Annotated in this window: 13 protein-coding genes; 7 read left to right on the top strand and 6 right to left on the bottom strand. The window is 63.7% G+C overall.

Annotated elements, in window-relative coordinates; all coding sequences use genetic code 11:
- Positions 1–96 precede the first annotated feature (96 nt).
- From H7A12_00875 to H7A12_00860, 4 genes are read left to right on the top strand one after another with little or no spacing between them, the layout of a single operon-like run.
- The gene (locus tag H7A12_00875; GenBank protein ID MCP5319381.1) at positions 97–1236 is read left to right on the top strand and encodes an efflux RND transporter periplasmic adaptor subunit; all 1140 of its coding nucleotides are present in this window, start codon (positions 97–99) and stop codon (positions 1234–1236) included.
- Positions 1229–1924, top strand: coding sequence for an ABC transporter ATP-binding protein (locus H7A12_00870; GenBank protein MCP5319380.1), 696 nt, complete (start codon positions 1229–1231; stop codon positions 1922–1924). Before H7A12_00875 ends, H7A12_00870 begins: the two co-directional genes overlap by 8 nt.
- Positions 1911–3119: an ABC transporter permease gene (locus H7A12_00865; protein MCP5319379.1), complete on the top strand. Its 1209-nt coding sequence runs from the start codon at positions 1911–1913 to the stop codon at positions 3117–3119. Before H7A12_00870 ends, H7A12_00865 begins: the two co-directional genes overlap by 14 nt.
- Before the next feature lie 3 nt (positions 3120–3122).
- Positions 3123–4319: an ABC transporter permease gene (locus H7A12_00860; GenBank protein ID MCP5319378.1), complete on the top strand. Its 1197-nt coding sequence runs from the start codon at positions 3123–3125 to the stop codon at positions 4317–4319.
- 72 nt (positions 4320–4391) lie between these two features.
- On the opposite strand, the gene H7A12_00855 is transcribed toward H7A12_00860, so the two are convergent.
- The 6 genes from H7A12_00855 to H7A12_00830 all read right to left on the bottom strand — a co-directional run bounded on the left by H7A12_00855 (position 4392) and on the right by H7A12_00830 (position 11081).
- Positions 4392–5429, bottom strand: a complete 1038-nt coding sequence (locus H7A12_00855) for a COX15/CtaA family protein (protein ID MCP5319377.1) — start codon at positions 5427–5429, stop codon at positions 4392–4394.
- Positions 5426–6544: a DUF4340 domain-containing protein gene (locus H7A12_00850; GenBank protein MCP5319376.1), complete on the bottom strand. Its 1119-nt coding sequence runs from the start codon at positions 6542–6544 to the stop codon at positions 5426–5428. Before H7A12_00850 ends, H7A12_00855 begins: the two co-directional genes overlap by 4 nt.
- Positions 6535–8409, bottom strand: a complete 1875-nt coding sequence (locus tag H7A12_00845) for a Gldg family protein (GenBank protein MCP5319375.1) — start codon at positions 8407–8409, stop codon at positions 6535–6537. Before H7A12_00845 ends, H7A12_00850 begins: the two co-directional genes overlap by 10 nt.
- Positions 8410–8420: 11 nt before the next feature.
- Positions 8421–9155 (bottom strand): ABC transporter permease subunit, encoded by a 735-nt coding sequence (locus tag H7A12_00840; GenBank protein ID MCP5319374.1) that lies wholly within the window; start codon positions 9153–9155, stop codon positions 8421–8423.
- Positions 9155–10096, bottom strand: coding sequence for an ATP-binding cassette domain-containing protein (locus H7A12_00835; GenBank protein MCP5319373.1), 942 nt, complete (start codon positions 10094–10096; stop codon positions 9155–9157). The genes H7A12_00840 and H7A12_00835 overlap by 1 nt, the downstream gene beginning before the upstream one ends.
- 109 nt (positions 10097–10205) lie before the next feature.
- A complete protein-coding gene (locus H7A12_00830) occupies positions 10206–11081 on the bottom strand; it encodes a metallophosphoesterase (GenBank protein ID MCP5319372.1) in 876 nt (291 codons plus the stop codon).
- Positions 11082–11297: 216 nt separating this feature from the next.
- Here H7A12_00830 and H7A12_00825 point away from each other — a divergent pair, with 216 nt between their 5' ends.
- The 3 genes from H7A12_00825 to H7A12_00815 all read left to right on the top strand — a co-directional run bounded on the left by H7A12_00825 (position 11298) and on the right by H7A12_00815 (position 16845).
- A complete protein-coding gene (locus tag H7A12_00825) occupies positions 11298–12554 on the top strand; it encodes a hypothetical protein (protein MCP5319371.1) in 1257 nt (418 codons plus the stop codon).
- A 90-nt stretch (positions 12555–12644) separates the two neighbouring features.
- Positions 12645–13775 (top strand): efflux RND transporter periplasmic adaptor subunit, encoded by a 1131-nt coding sequence (locus H7A12_00820; protein ID MCP5319370.1) that lies wholly within the window; start codon positions 12645–12647, stop codon positions 13773–13775.
- Between the two features lie 13 nt (positions 13776–13788).
- Positions 13789–16845, top strand: a complete 3057-nt coding sequence (locus tag H7A12_00815; protein ID MCP5319369.1) for an efflux RND transporter permease subunit — start codon at positions 13789–13791, stop codon at positions 16843–16845.
- The last annotated feature ends 2 nt before the right edge of the window (positions 16846–16847 follow it).

Below are 16847 nucleotides of genomic sequence, written 5' to 3'. Positions count from 1 at the left end.
GCGAAAGCCCTTATTTGCGCAACGAATGCTGCAAATTCATTGTGCCATAATCGCGCCGGCCCTCTGCCGGCATTTCCGCTTCTGGTAAGCCGATCAATGAAGAAACGTCTTCTCCTGCTGCTGGTCATCGCCGTGTGCGGATTCGTCGTTGCCTGGTATGCGATGCGCGAAGTTCCGGTGACGGTGCGGCTCGAGGAAGTCGGGCGAGGCGACGTCGAACTCACCGTCACCAACACGCGGGCAGGAACCATAAAGGCCTGCCGTCGCGCGGCACTTTCGATGCCAGGCGGTGGGCGCGTCGAAACACTGCACGTGCATGAAGGGCAGGAAGTTGCCGCCGGCCAACTGCTGCTCGAATTGTGGAACGACGACCGCAAGGCGATGACCGCACAGGCGCAAGCACAGCTTGCGGCAGCCACCAACCGGCGTGAGCAGCAATGCATCGAGGCGGACAATTCCGAGCGCGAGGCCAAACGCGTCCAGGCGCTGCACGATCGCGGATTGGCTGCGCTGGAGGCTGCCGAAAACGCACTAACGCGGGCGCGTTCGTCTGCATTCGCGTGCCGTGCGGCACACGACGAGCAGCGCATCGCCGCTGCCAGTCTGGAAATGAACCGTGCCTTGCTGGCACAGACACGCCTGCATGCGCCGTTTGCGGGCATCATCGCCGAGATCAACGGCGAAGTCGGTGAGTATGTGACCCCTTCTCCGCCTGGAATCCCCATGCCACCGGCAGTCGATCTGATCGATTACTCCTGCCTGTACGTGCGAGCACCGATCGACGAAGTCGATGCCGGCCGCCTGCAGACGGGGCTGCGCGCGCGCATCACGCTCGATGCATTCGGCGGTCGTCATTTCGAAGGTCGCCTGGATCGCATAGCGCCCTTCGTGCGCGAGGTTGAAAAACAGGCGCGTACGGTCGACGTCGACGTACTGTTCAGCGAGCCCGCAGATCGCGAACACCTGCTGGTCGGTTACAGCGCAGATATCGACTTGCTGCTCGAAATGCATCACGACGTGCTGCGCATCCCGACCGAAGCGCTGATGGACAACGATACGGTCTGGCGACTCGACGCATCCCGTGGGCGCATCTCTCGCGTTTCCGTGCGTACCGGCATCCGCAACTGGAACTTCACCGAAATCGTCGACGGGCTGCAGATCGGTGATCGCATCGTTGTTTCGCTCGATCAGGAGAAGCTGGAAGACGGGTTGCTGGTGACGGCTGCCGATGATTGAGCTGCACGCAATCTGCCGCACGTTTCGTGTCGGTGACAGCGAAGTCAATGCGCTGCGCGACGTGACGCTCACGATCGGGCGCGGCGAATACATCACGGTGATGGGGCCGTCCGGCTCCGGCAAGTCGACGCTGCTGAACGTACTGGGCCTGCTCGATCGTCCTGATCGCGGCGAGTACCTGTTGGACGGCATCGCGACGAGCATGCTCGGGGAAGAGGCGCGTGCACGGCTGCGCCGCGACCACATCGGTTTCGTTTTCCAGTCCTATCATTTGATTCCCCGGCTCAGCGCCCGTGAAAACATCGAGCTGCCGCTGCTGCTCGCAGGCATCCCGGGGCGGGAGCGACGAGTTGCGGTCGATGCGGTACTCGAACGTCTGGGGCTCGGTGATCGTGCCCACCATCAACCTGGCCAGCTTTCCGGGGGACAGCGCCAGCGCGTTGCAATCGGACGCAGCATCGTGATGAAGCCGGAATTGCTGCTTGCAGACGAGCCGACCGGAAATCTCGACACGCGCAGTGGTGCGGAGGTCGTGGCGTTGCTGGAGGAACTCAACCACGACGGCATCACGCTGATGGTCGTCACGCATGACCTTGCGCTTGGCAAGCGCGCGCGTCGGCTTCTCGGCATGTGCGACGGCGCGATCAGCAGCGATATCGTGGCTGGAACCATCGATGCGCACGCTTGATCTGGTCGGCTTCACGCTGCTGGTCCTGCGCCGGCAGCGCTTTCGCAGCTTCATGCTGTTGCTGTCGGTCGGCATCGGTGTTGCTGCCGTACTGGTGCTGATTGCCCTCGGCGAGGGCGCCCGCGGTTATGTGATGCGCGAGTTCGAATTCATAGGCAAGGACATCGTCGTGATGTTTCCCGGTCGCAAGAGCACCACCGGCGGACTTCCGCCGGTCACCGGGGTGACCACGCGCGAGATCACGCTCAGCGACCTGACCGTGGTCGCGCGTACGGTGCACGGATTCGACGCGATCGCACCGCTGGTCATCGGCAATGCGGAAGTCTCGTTCGGCAATCGCGCCCGCGAAGCCGTGATCATCGGCAGCAACGCGGATTTCTTCCCGATGCGTCACCTCGCCATCGCTCGCGGCCATGCACTGCCCGTGCTCGACCTCACGCTTGGCAGTCCGGTCGCGGTGATCGGAAGCACGATCGAGCGCGAGTTGTTCGGCTCGCGTTCGGCGATCGGCGAGTGGGTACGCATGCGCGGTTACCGATTCCGTGTGATCGGTGTGCTCGAGGGACGGGGTGATTCCTTTGGCATGGATCTCAGCGAATCCATTTTCATACCGGTTGCATCGGCACAGACACTGTTCGATACCCAGGCGCTGTTTCGCGTCATGCTGCGCGTACGCCCGGGAGCGGATGTGGAGAATGTGAAACGCGATCTGCTGGTGCGGATGAGCGCACTGCACGATGGCAACGAAGATGTCACTGTAGTCAGCCCCGATGCGATGATCAGCACTTTCGACGGCATCCTGCGCATGCTGACGCTCGCGATCGCTGGTATTGCTGCGGTCAGTCTTGTCGTTGCAGGGATTCTGGTGATGAACCTGATGCTCATATCCGTACGCCAGCGCACCGCTGAAATCGGACTCTTGAAGGCACTCGGTGCTCCGGCGGCGCAGGTGCGCACGTTGTTTCTTGCGGAAGCGGGGTTGTTGGCTGCCGCAGGCGTGCTGCTCGGCTCCACCGTCGGCTATGCGGCCACGGCACTGCTCTGCCTCGTCTACCCCGAGATACCTTTCCATGTGCCGGTGTGGGCCACGCTCGCCGCCGCAGCGTTCGCACTGAGTTCTGCACTGCTGTTTGCGTGGCTGCCAGCCAGGCGTGCCGCAGCGCTCGAGCCCGTGCTGGCACTGGGCGGGCGTTGAGTCGTGCGTGCCGCAGATGCGCTGGGCTGGATCCTGCGTGCGCTGCGGGCCAGTCCATCACGCACCCTGCTCACCGCCACCGGCATCGCCGTCGGAATCTGCGCGGTAACGCTGTTGACCTCGATCGGTCAGGGCGTCCGGCTCTATCTGCTCGACAGCTTTTCCCAGTTCGGTACGCGCATCGTGACGGTGACACCGGGGCGCAGCGAGACGATGGGTGGCTCAGGACTGCTCTCCACGATACGCCCGCTGTCGCTCGCCGATGCGGCCTCGCTGCGCATGCTGGCGCACGTCGAGGCGGTCGTGCCGATGATCGCCGGTACAGCGAAGATCGAAGCCGGGCGTTTCCAGCGTGATACCGATGTCTACGCAGTTGGATCCGACCTGCCGCTCACGTGGCATTTTCGCGTCGCGCAGGGACGGTTCCTGCCGGACAGCGGACTGCGCAGTTCGCGCTACTTCGTTGTGCTCGGTTCGCGCGTTCGCCAGGAGTTGTTCCAGGGACGCAGCGCGCTGGGCGCCTTCGTTCGTGTCGGTGGCAGTCGCTTCCAGGTCATCGGTGTCATGGAAAGCAAGGGGCGTCTGCTCGGTTTCGATCTCGATGACGCGATCTACATCCCGGTCGACCTCGGGCAGACAATGTTCAACCGCGACGGTCTGATGGAAATCGACGTGGTGTTTCGTGCATCCACCACATCCGCCCTGATCGCGGAACGGATCCGCAACCATCTGCGCGAACGCCACGGTGAGGAGGACTTCACGATCTTCACGCAGGAAGACATGCTGGCGAGCCTGGACAAGATCCTCGGCGTGCTGCGCTTCGCGATAGCGGCAATCGGCGGTGTCGCACTGATCGTCGGTGGTGTCGGCGTGCTCACGATCATGAATACCGCCCTGGGTGAGCGCATCGCGGAAATCGGCCTGTTGCGCGCGCTCGGTGCATTGCGTCGCCAGATCACGCTGCTTTTTCTTGGCGAGGCGGTGCTGATCGCCGTGCTCGGCGGCGTGCTCGGGTTGCTTGCCGTGCTGGTTCTGGTTGCGCTGGCGCGCGCTGCCATACCAGGCCTGCCGATAGCCGTCGAACCGCTGTATGTACTGCTTTCGCTCGGGCTGAGCTGCGGGATCGGGTTGATCGCCGGGATCGCTCCGGCGTTGAATGCCGCCAACCAGGACCCTATCGAGGCGCTGCGCGACGAATGATCGAGGCGCCTGCAGCAAATCCTGGCGAATCAGCCCATGTTCGTGCGCGGCGTGACGATTTCCGCTGCGCAGTCAGGCAGTCCGGCGACGAAACGTATGGAACACCCACACGCAGGCGATGAGCACCAGACTCGCACAGCCCTGGTGCATCACCGCAGGCAGCAGCGGCACGACCTTCAGCAGGGTATAGACCCCGAGCAGGTACTGCGTCAGCACGAGCAGCATCAACGCCGCCGCGCTCTGACGCTGCGTGAGCGAATAGCGCCCGGCACGCACATGCAGCCAGAACCCGATGACCAGCGCCAGCAGAACGGTGCCGAGCCAGCGGTGTACGAACTGCACGGTCGCGGCGCTCTCGAACAGGTTCAGCCACCGTGGCTCCATCGCCATCACCGCCGTGGCGACCCAGCGATCTCCCATCATCGGAAAGGTGTTGTAGCCCCAGCCAGCACGCAGCCCAGCGACAAAGGCACCGTAGACGATCTGCAGCACCAGCACGATCCCGATCGCCGGCACGACTCCGCGCGGTGCGCTGCCAACCCGTGTTTCGCGACCCGTCGTACGCAGCACCAGCTGCAGCCAGAACAGGTAGCACATGATGAGGAACGCAATGCCCAGATGCGCCGCCAGACGGTAGTGACTGACCCGTGGCTCATCGACCAGGCCGCTTTTTACCATGAACCAGCCCATCGCTCCCTGCATCCCGCCGAGCAGCAACGCGCCGAGCAACGCCCAGCGCAGGCGCACAGACAGACAGCCACGTGCCCAGAACCACAGGAACGGCAGCAGGAACACCATACCGATCGCCCTTCCGAGCAGCCGGTGTACGTACTCCCAGAAGAAAATCCCCTTGAACTCGGCAAGCGTCATGTCCGGGTGATCGACGCGAAACTGCGGATACTGTTGGTACTGTTCGAATGCGCGCATCCACTCCTGCTCGCCGAGCGGCGGAAGCGTACCCATGATCGGCGCCCACTCGACGATCGACAGTCCCGATCCGGTCAGACGGGTCACACCGCCGACGATCACCATCGAGAATACCATCGCGATCAGCAGCCAGATCCAGCCGAAGATTGCCTCACGCGAACCACGAATATCATCAGGATTCATCGGCTGTGTGCTCCATCAGCAGGCTTTGCTGCCGGTTTTTCGTCCTGGATGTAGTCGGCGAGCGGCTTCGTCGCTTCGCCAACGACGTAATCGGAGACCTTGAACGCCCAGCCATCGATACGCCGTGCCAGGCGTGCGGCCTCCTCGCGCACTGCAAGGGGTGACTGCGTTGGCTCCGCCACGGGCCTTGCGCCGCTGTCCTGGGCATCCGGCGGCACCCGGGCTGCATCGACCCGCACTGCGAGCGTCATCCAGTTGCCGTCGGCGGCCTTGTGTGCACGAGCCTCGATCTGCAGTCCGTCGAAACACGTGATGCGTGTCAGCACCGCATCCGCGTGATCGCCTTCGGTTGCCTTGCGCACATCTTCGGGTTCCATGGTGAGAATCGAACGTGCAGCAGCGTCGAAGACGCTGATGTAGCGCGGCGCCTTGCCCGCAGGCAGGGATTGCGCATTCAGCGAAGCGTCGTCTCCCGAGGCGTTGCGCGTGGCGAGGAATTCCCGCTGGTCGCCGCGTTCACGTTCGACTGCCTCCACGCGCGTGAACGCCACACCGAGCAGCTTGCGTTCGATCCAGTCTGCGGGGTCAGCGAGCGGCTGTGGTGCCGTGTCGATCAACCACGCCTGCTGTTCGCTCGCTGCACGCACGAAACGTCCCCCGCGCGCCCCGCCGCTGTTGCCGATCAGCACACGTACGAGCGGCTCGTCGTCGCCAGCCCACACCTCGACCTGCACTGCGTCACTGTCGGGACGTTCGATGTCGACCAGTCCGAGCCGCCCCAGATACTGGGGCTGCGAAGTCTTGCGTTCGATCAGGCGTCCACTGGCGAGTGCGTCGAGCAGCGTCTGCAATTGCCTGAAAGCGGCCGGAAAGCCGTCGCGTTCTTCGACACCCCAGTGTTCGCCTTCACGCACCAACGTGACGACACTCGCACCCGAGCGCAGTCGCACCTTGTTCACCTGCGCCAGCCTTGTCGCCAGCTCCGGCAGCCAGCGTTCCTGCGTTGTCCATGCAGGGGCACGCTGATCGTGGTAGCCGAAAATCGCCACCAGCGCGACCATCACGGCAACCACACCCGCCGCCAGCGCCAGCCTGCCCTTCTGGTTCATCCGCATGAACGCGTCCTCTCGTGGCGCGTGAACGCAAGGCCGCGGCGCAAACGCCACCGGTGCCACAGCACGAGCAGCAGCGTGAGCATCAACGGCATCACGACGATGTTCAGCACCTTCAGCAGCGTTCCGAGGCGTTCGATGTCACGATCGAGCTGATGACGTACGTCGCGCAGCTGCTTGCGGATCCTCAGCTTTTCGTCCTGGAAGCGCAGCAGTGTCTGCTCCTGCTCGGCCGACAGCACCAGCTGGTTGCTCTCCTGCGTGCTGCGCTGCAGTTCACCCAGCTGGCGTTCCGTCTCGTCGAGGCGCTGTTGCAACAATTCCGCGCTCTCGCGATAGCGCGCATCGGCACTGCGGCGGATCTGCTGCACCAGTTCGAATGGGCGTGTGTAGCGACCGCGGCTGCGGATGCCGATCAGCGCCGAGCTGCCCGAGAGATTCTCGATGGCATTGTGCGCGAACGCACCGTTATCGGCCCACGCTGACGCAACCTTCTGCCCGAAGAAGTCCTGCACCTGGACCCAGAACCGGTCCGCCAGAAGGTCAGCATCGGCGACCACGATCACGTTGATCTCGGCAGCCTCGGCAACGTGCTCGTGTCCCTCGATCTGTGGACCATCAAAGGCGGATTTCACCGGGCCACTGATACGTGCGGCGAGCGTGAGACGTCTGCCCACGGGGGTGAATCCGTCGAGGAGCTTTCGGGGATCACTCGTCATCTGCACCTGCACCGCATCGAGCAAGCCTGCCTGTTCGCTCGTCTGCAGCAGCGGTTCGAATTGCGTGTGTGCGCCCGTGGCGGGTTCCAGTGCACCGGCCATTCCGAGATTGATCGACTCCAGGCTACCGCTCACCGCGTCGGCCTTGGTGATGTCGTCCGGTCCAAGACCGAGAAAGGCGATATGCGCAACCGGCGCACGATCCGCTGCAGTGCTGATCTGCAATGCAGTGGCCGGATCACCGACGACCTTGTCGCTCGCAAATTCGACACCCCAGGCAGCAAACAGCTCCGGCAGGTTCGACGAAGTCTCGCCGGGCCCCTGTTCCAGCGGATTCGCCGAGGTGCGAGCGGATTCGCAATACGGATCGACGTACACGATTGCCTTGCCGCCCTTCAGCACGAACTGGTCGATCGCGTAGGCAAGCGGGCGCGGCAGCCCGGCCGGATGCACGACCATCAGCGTGGTCACGTCGGGATCGATCGCATCCGCGGTGTACGCGATGTTGCGCACATCGAAGCCCTGCTGCAGTTGCTCCATGACGACCCAGGCCGGCGTCGGCTGGCCGCTCATCGTGTCGAAGCCACCGTTGATCTGCAGACCCGAAACGACACCGATGACCGGCTTTTTTACCGTCGTCAGCGCGGCCAGCATCTTGCTGAGTTCGTACTCGAGGAATTCTTCGCGCTCGGGCTGGAAGAACGGAATCACCTGCTGCTCGCCCCAGGCGTTGCTGCCGGCGAGCCCGAAGTAGACCTCGTCACTGCCATTGCCGAGCGGCACGGCCTGCAGCCCGAACTGGGCTGCCCGGTCCTCGTCTTCGGAAAATGGAGCCGGATCGATCACGTGCAGGCGGATACGCCCGTCTGCGAACAGCGCGTACTCCTGCAGCAACTCGCGTACGCGCTGCGCGTGGGCGCGCAGCGGTGCGATGTCGCGGGTTGCGCGGTCCGAAAAGAACAGGTACAGGTCAATCGGTTCGCGAATTCCTGCAATGATCTCGCGCGTCCCCGGCGAGACCGAATACATGCGGTTCTCGGTCAGGTCGAGACGAATGCGGCCGAACAATTGGGTGTCGAGTGCCATGAAGGCAAGGAATCCGACAACCAGCAACGCCAGAACCGCACGCGGGTAGGTCTTGCTACTCATGGCCATGTCGCTCAGTCCGCCTGTTTCAGCTCGATCACAACGGTCGTCGCCACCAGCCAGACCACGGTCAGCGCGACAAAGAAAAGCAGGTCCTGCAAGCCGATCACACCGCGTGCCACGGAATTGAAGCGGGTAAGGAAGCTCATCGATGCGACCGCATCGACCACGGTGCGTGGCGCCCAGGCGCTCACCGTGTCCAGAACCAGCGGAAAGCCGCTCAGGATGAACAGCAGGCACGCCACGGCGGTAAGAATGAACGCAATCACCTGGTTGCGGGTCAGTGCCGACATGCACGAACCGATCGCGATGAAACCGGCTGCCATCAGCCAGCTCCCTGCGTAGCTTGCGAGAATCACGCCGTTGTCAGGACTGCCCAGCACGTTCACCGTGATCCACAGCGGAAAGGTCAGTACGAGCGCGAGTCCCGTGAACAGCCAGGCAGCAAGGAACTTGCCGAGTACCGCCTGCAGACGTGATATCGGCAGCGTGAGCAACAGTTCGATCGTGCCGCTCTTGCGTTCCTCTGCCCACAAGCGCATCGCGAGCGCAGGCACCAGGAACAGATACAGCCAGGGGTGAAAACTGAAGAACGCCACCAGGTCGGCCTGGCCCCGTTCGTAGAATCCACCGAGGTAGAACGTGAATGCACCGCTCAGCATCAGGAAAATCAGTACGAACACATAGGCGAGCGGCGTCGCGAAATACGCCGCGAATTCACGGCGCGCGATGATCAGCGTCATGCCCATCATGCCACCTCCCGCGTGATGTCCCTGAATACCTCGTCCAGACGACCGCGTTCGACATGGAGGTCATCGACCAGCCAGCCGCGATCATGCACCAGGCGCGCCACCGCCCCGAGCGGATTCGCACCCGGACGGGCCAGCACCACCAGTCGGCGTCCTCCCGATCCGGTCTCGACTGCCGCAACCGAGTCGAGCGTCGCGAGTTCGCTGCGCGCCACGGCTGCATCGGCTTCTGCGGTGCCGGCGCTGAAATGCACGTGCACGCAACGGTGGTAGCGTGAACGGGCCTCGAGCTCCTGCGGCGTACCGTCGGCTACGATGCGCCCCCCCGCAATCACGATCGTGCGATTGCACACCGCGCTGACCTCTTCGAGGATGTGCGTCGATATGATCACGATCTTGTCGCCCGACAGGCCGCGGATCAGCTCCCGTACCTGGTGCTTCTGGTTGGGGTCGAGGCCGTCGGTGGGTTCGTCCAGGATCAGCACGCGCGGGTCGTGCAGCAGTGCCTGTGCCAGCCCTACTCTGCGCTTGTAGCCCTTGGAGAGCGTCTCGATGCGTTGCCGGTATACATCGTCGAGCCCCATGCGTTCGACTGCTGCTGCCACGCGCTGTTCGCGCTCGCTGCCGCGGTAGCCGCGCACTGCACCGATGAAGCGCAGAAACTCCAGCACCGTCATTTCTTCCCAGGCCGGTGCACCCTCCGGCAGATAGCCGATCAAGCGCTGGGCGCCACGCGGATCCTGCTGCACATCGTGGCCGCACACGCGCACGCTACCTGAACTTGGCGTGATGAAGCCCACGATCATCTTCATCGTGGTCGACTTGCCGGCCCCGTTGGGGCCGAGGAACCCGAGGATGTCGCCCGGGCGCACGCTGAAATCGATTCCGCGCACAGCAGGAATATCACCGAAATCTTTCGCGAGCTGCGCGATCTCGATCATTTGCGGACCTCCACCGTGTCATGGCCGCAGAAAACGGCGGGCAACTATACGCAGCGCTTCTTTTATCAGCAACCGCATGGCTGGGGTATTGGTGTGGGGAGGGCGCGGGTCACCCGGCACTCACGAAGTTGTGCGGCGACAGCGGCGCACCGGCCTCATGACGGTAGGCGACCAAGGGTCCGCCCGAGCCAGCGCTGTAGTCTACACAGACGGCAGAGGACGACAGCAATGAGGGCAGACCGCTCATCCAGTAGTGGCCAAAAAAGGTGGGCTTGCCGACCGCAATCCGGGACTCTCCGTCCCACCAGCGTACGCGCACGTCGCGACGCGAGATGCCGTCCTTGTCCTCGAACGCGTGTCCGTCCGGCAGCTGCACCTCGATTCCCTTGGTCAGGAACTCGACGGCCGCAAAGGTGCTCATCGACGTGTCTGCCTCCGCGGCAGTCGGCTCCTTCGTCGCTTCAGGCAGCAGATGCCTTGGCAGGCAGTTCCGGTCATCGAGCCTGGGAGACAGCCAGGCCATGGCCGGTTCGTGCCAGCAGGCGTGCACGACGCGCAGTTGCGGCAGTTCGAGCCAGAGCGGCAGTGTCAGAAACCAGTCGATGATCTCGCGATGCAGCCCCCTCTTGTGTTCGACCTGGGCAAGGAAGGCTGCGTGCTGCTTGCGGTTCTTCAGGCCCCAGGGCTCGCGCCGGTGCGGACGCAGGTACTCACCGGGATCTTCGGCATCGGGTGTGTGCCAGGCGATGGCGTTGAGTTCGTGGTTGCCCATGACGGCGAGCGCTGCACCGGCGTCGATCATGCGGCGCACGGTGCGGACTACTTCCACGCCGCACGCGCCGCGGTCGATGAAGTCGCCAACGAAGATGGCCTGTCGCTGCGGGTGGCGGCGGGCACCGGCGCGCTCACGGTAGCCGAGTGCATCCAGCAGCGCGTCGAGCTTGTCGAACTGGCCGTGCACGTCGCCGATGATGTCGTAGTCCACGTCTTGCCGCTCCCTGCCCGAGGCGCCTGGCGGTGGTGGATGGAGGGTACTCCATCCGCGTGCGGGCTGTGAGGCGCGCATGGGCAAGCAAGCTCGCGCCCACGCCTCCCGCGCTGCCTCCCGCGCTGCATTGGCGCTGTCCACTCCCCTCGCTTATAGTGCGGCCCGCGTCCCATCGGGTGCCGCAGTTCGAGGAATTTCGCGCGAGGGAGTTCGATGTTCCACAAGGCCTTCCGGTCGTTTCTGATCGTGTTGTTCGTGCTCTTCGCCTTCCCGTTCGCCACGGTGCGTGCGGGTACCGGTACCACCACCGAGCGACCGGCTTTCGGCGTTCTCTATACAGCATGGATCGATGCTGGCAAGCCATCGGCAACAGTCCGGATCCGCCTCACCGACCATCCCGAGCGGGTGCGATGGATACGCTTGGAAGCGGATCCTGCACGTTACCGCGACTTCAAGGGCAGCGGCACGGTCACGCGCGAGGGGCATTTCGTGCGCTGGACGCCACCGTCAGAGAATGCGTATCTGCAATATCGCGTCTCGCTCGAAAGCCAGCGCGCATCGGGCGCCTTCGACGGCCGGGTCACCGCCGACTGGGCGTTGTTTCGCGGTGAACGCCTGGTGCCGATCGTTCGGGTCGACGTGGAAGACGGTACGCAGTCGCGTTCGAAGATGCGCCTGAACGTACCGGACGGCTGGGCAATCGAGTCGATCTACCCTCGTTATACGAGCGGTCGGCTCAGGATCGACGATCCACGCAAGATCTTCGACCGTCCTGCCGGCTGGATCCTGCTCGGCAAGCTCGGGGTGCGACGCGACACGATCGGCACGACCAGGGTTTCGGTTGCCGCACCTGTAGGCGAAGGCTTGCGGCGCATGGATATCCTGGCGCTGTTCCACTGGACGGTGCCGACGCTGCAGAAGATCTTTCCGGAGTTCCCCGCGCACTTGCTGGTCGTGGGCGCCGGTGATCCGATGTGGCGCGGTGCGCTGTCAGGACCCTGGTCGCTCTACGTGCATGCGGACAGACCGCTGCTCAGCGAGAACGGAACCAGCACGTTCCTGCACGAACTGGTGCACGTCGCGATGCGCGCGCGCGGTGAACCGGGCGCGGACTGGATCGTCGAGGGGCTCGCGGAATACTACTCGCTGGAGGTGCTGCGACGGTCAGGCACGCTGAGCGAACGGCGTTTCGAGCAGGCGCATCGCAACCTCGCCGAGTGGGCTGCACGCGCGGGCGGTCCGCTGGATGCCGAACACTCTGCGGGTGCAACCACGGCACGTGCAGTCGGTGTGTTGCGTCGGCTCGATGCGGAAATCCGCTCGGCGAGCAATGGGCGACACAGCCTCGACGACGTGGTCGCCGAACTGGCCAACGACCGGCGACGGGTCAGCCTGGAGCAGCTGCGCACCAGTGCGGAACGATTTGCCGGTAAACCGCTGGCGGCCCTGAGTCCTGCAGCACTGCAGTAATGAAATTTTGGACATCTGCTCACCCGGTCGTGTCCTGACGGCTAGTATGCGCGCGCCTGCGCAGCGTTTGCCGGAGTATCTGTCCCGACCATGCCTCGCGTACCGCTTCACTATCTGCTTGCTCCACTGATCGTGCTGTTTGCCGGTTGTGATGACGCGGCGCTCGAGAACCCCGATGCCGCCCGGCAGACCATACGGCCGGTCAGGACGTTTCGCGTTACCCTCGGTGAACAGGTCGAGCAACGCAGCTTCCCGGCACGGATCGAATCGGCGCGCCGTGCCGATCTGAGTTTCCGCGTACCCGGCACGGTCGCCGACATCCTGGTCCGCGAAGGAGACACGGTCGCCGCAGGTACCGTACTGGCACGCCTGGATGACACCGATTTCCGTATCGAACTGGGCGATCGCGAAGCGAACTACCAGAACGCGCAACGCAACTTCGAGCGTGCGCGCGAACTGCTGCCGAAGGGACATATCTCGCGGCTCGACCACGATCGCATCGAGGCTGCCTGCAAGAGTGCCGAAGCCGCCCTGCAGCAGTCGCGCCGCAACCTGGCGTACGCCGTGCTCAAGGCACCGTTCGCCGGCAGTGTCGCGCGGCGCATGGTACAGCGCTTCGAGGAAGTCGCGCCCAAACAACCGGTGATCATGCTGCAGCAGCTGCATGCGCTGGAGGTCAAGATCGACTTGCCCGAACGCCTGCTGCGCAGCCTCGATGCACATGCGCACATGAGCGTGGACGGCGCCGCATCCGAAGCGTCTGCGTGGGTCGTCTTCGACGGCATTCCGGAACGGCACATCGCACTCGAACTCGTGGAAGCGGCCACGCGTGCCGACCCCCAGACCCAGACCTACGAGCTCACGTTCCGCATGACCGATGCGGCCGAGCTCGTCGTGCTGCCGGGAATGAGCGCCACGGTCACCGTCGACATTTCGCGGCTACTGCGCGCAGAGCCGCAAACATGGGTTCCCGCTTCGGCAGTGACGGCAGACGTCACACTGGCAGCGATGGTATGGGTACTCGACCCGGCGACGATGAAGGTCGCCCGGCGTGCGGTGCGCACCGGCGAGATGCAGGATGATCGCATCCGCATCCTGTCCGGCTTGCGCGAAGGTGAGGAGATCGTCGCCGTCGGCGTTGCACACATGGCCGACGGCGTTCGCGTTTCACGCATGCCGGTCGCAGAGCAGGCTGCTCCGCGCACGGGAGAATCCGGTTGATCCGGTTGCAGCGATGAACCCGGGAGAATACGCACTCCGCAATCCCCTCGTATCCTGGCTGTTCGTGCTGCTGTTGTGCGCGGGTGGTACCTGGGGCTTTCTCGGCATGGGCAAGCTCGAAGATCCCGATTACACGATCAAGATGGCAAAGGTCATCACCTGGTACCCGGGCGCTTCCGCTGCACAGGTGCAGGAAGAAGTGACGTATCACATCGAGGATGCGATCCAGCGCATGGAGCAGGTCAAGCGCCTGCGCATGTCGATCTCACGCCCGGGCGTGTCGGACATCCTGATCGAGTTCAAGGACAGCTATCGTGCCGCGGAATTCCCCGCCATCTTCGACGAATTGCGACGCAAGATCAGCGATGTGCGACGGCAGTTGCCCCCCGGCGCACAGGACCCGATCGTGGTCGATGACTTCGGCGACATCTATGGTGTCTACGTCATTCTCAGCGGCGACGACTACAGTTGGCGCGATCTGTGGGATACCGCGGATACGATCAAGCGCGAACTGCTCGGCGTACGCGGGGTACGCAAGGTGGCGATCGAGGGTGAACAGCGCGAGGTGGTCTACGTCGATATCTCGCGTGCGAAGCTTGGCGAGCTCGGTGTCTCGCCACAGCAGATCGCGGCGGTGCTGCAGTCACAGAACCTAGTGGCCGACGCAGGACGCGTGCGCGTCGGCGACGAGCTGCTGCGCATCGAACCGAGCGGGGAATTCGCCTCGGTGGCAGCCATGGGTGACGTGCTGATCGGTGGAGATGCCGGACGCCTGGTGCGACTCAGTGACGTTGCGCGAATCACGCGCGCGTACGAGGACGTGCCCGGGCGGATGTTCTACGTGGACGGACGCCCTGGTCTGTCGATCGGGGTGTCGATGTTGCAAGGCGAGAACGTGGTCGAGGTCGGTGCCAGGGTGCGCGAGCGACTTGCCGCATTGACGCCGGTCATACCGGTCGGCATGGAACTCAAACCGGTCTATGACCAGCCCACAGCGGTAGCGAGTTCGGTGCAGGATTTCCAGGTGAACGTGGTGGAGTCGCTTGCGATCGTGCTCGCGGTGCTGCTGCTGTTCATGGGATTGCGTGTCGGGCTGGTGATCGGTGTCGTGTTGCTGATCACGATCGCGGGAACGCTGTTCCTGATGCACGTATTTGACATCGAACTGCATCGCATGTCGCTCGGGGCGCTGATCATCGCGCTTGGCATGCTGGTCGACAACGCGATCGTGGTGGCCGAGGGCATGCTCGTGCGCTTGCAGGCCGGAGCGGGCACGCTCATTGCTGCACGTGACAGTGTCGGGCGCACTGTATGGCCACTGTTCGGCGGAACCGCGATCGGCATCGTTGCGTTTTCACCGATAGCCTTCTCGCCCGATACGACCGGCGAGTTTGCCGGTTGGCTGTTCTGGGTGGTCCTGATCTCGTTGCTGCTGTCCTGGATCACCGCAATCACGACCACGCCGCTGCTGGCTGCCCTCGCGTTTCGCAAGACCACTCTTGCAACCCCGCATGCGAGCATCGAGCCGTATCGCAGCCGGGGGTTTCGTCTGTTCCGGGCGCTGGTTGCAACCGCGATGCGCCATCGCTGGATCACCATCGGCGTGACGCTGCTGCTGTTCGGCGCATCGCTTGCTGGCTTTGGTGCCGTCAAGACCGGTTTCTTTCCGGCATCGAATACCGCAATGATGTTCGTCGACATCTGGGAACCGGAAGGAACCGACATCCGCCGCACGCGCGAGGATGCCCTGCAGGTCAGCAAATTCCTCGCGGCGCAGTCCGGCGTGAAACGTACGTCGATTGCGGTCGGTGGTCCACACCAGCGCTTCACGCTCGTCTACGACGTCAAGGAGATGTCGGATGCGTACGCACAGATCATCGTGCAACCGGATTCGCTCGAACGCATCACCGAACTCGGTGCCGCAGTGAAGGAATTCATGCACGCGGGGATGCCGTGGACCGATCCGGTGATCAAGCAGTTGCGCATCGGTCCGGGACGTGACAGCCGCATCGAGCTGCGCTTCAGCGGGCGTGACGCTGAAGTGCTGCGTGGACTCGCGGAGCAGGCGAAAGCCATGATCCGCGCCGATGGCGGCGCAATCGACATCCGCGATGACTGGCGTGAACCGGTCAAGGTGTTGCGTCCGGTGTTCGACGAACAGCTCGGACGTCGACTCGGCATCACGCGTGAGGATCTCGCCAGGAGCCTGCAATACGCCGTCGAGGGAGCACCGGTCGGGCTCTATCGTGACGGCATACGCCTGCTGCCAATCCGCATCCGCGCACCCGAAAGCGAGCGCGGTGACATCAGTGAGCTGCGTGATGTGCCGGTCTGGAGCCCGCTGCTGCACCGTGCGGTGCCGGTTTCCCAGGTGGTTTCCGGCTTCGAGACCCGGTGGGAGAATGCGTTGTTGCGTAGTCGTGATCGTCAACTCACGATCACGGTCTCGTGTAACCCCATCGGAGAGGAAGTCACGCCGTTGTTCCGCCGTCTCGAGACAGTGATGGCCACGCTCGATCTGCCACCTGGCTACACGTACGCATGGGGTGGCGAGTTCGAGGATGCCGGCGAGGCGAGCGAGGGATTGCGCCGCTCGTTGCCATTCGGCTTCCTTGCCATGGTGCTGATCAGCGTGCTGCTGTTCGGTCGCCTGCGCCAGCCACTGATCATCTGGCTCACCGTGCCACTGGCACTGATCGGCATCACTGCGGCCATGCGGCTGAGTGGAGCAACCTTCGACTTCATGTCGATCGTCGGCGGGCTGGCACTCGCGGGATTGCTGATCAAGAATGCCATCGTACTGATCGAGGAGATCGACCTGCAGATCGGTGCCGGTCACCCGGGTTTCGAGGCGGTGCTGGACGCAACGGTGAGCCGGTTGCGACCGGTTGCACTCGCTGCGGCGACTACGATCCTGGGCATGATTCCGCTGCTTGGTGATGCGTTCTTCCGCAATATGGCGATCACGATGATGGGCGGGCTCGGATTTGCGACGGTACTGACACTGTTCGTGGTTCCGGCGCTCTATCTGGTGATCTTTCGCATTCCGCCCGCACCCGACGGAAGATGATC

Source organism: Pseudomonadales bacterium (genome assembly GCA_024234165.1).
GTDB lineage: Bacteria > Pseudomonadota > Gammaproteobacteria > Pseudomonadales > UBA5518 > UBA5518.
The sequence above is the reverse complement of the archived record's forward strand: the minus strand, read 5'-3'. Positions and strand labels throughout refer to the sequence as shown.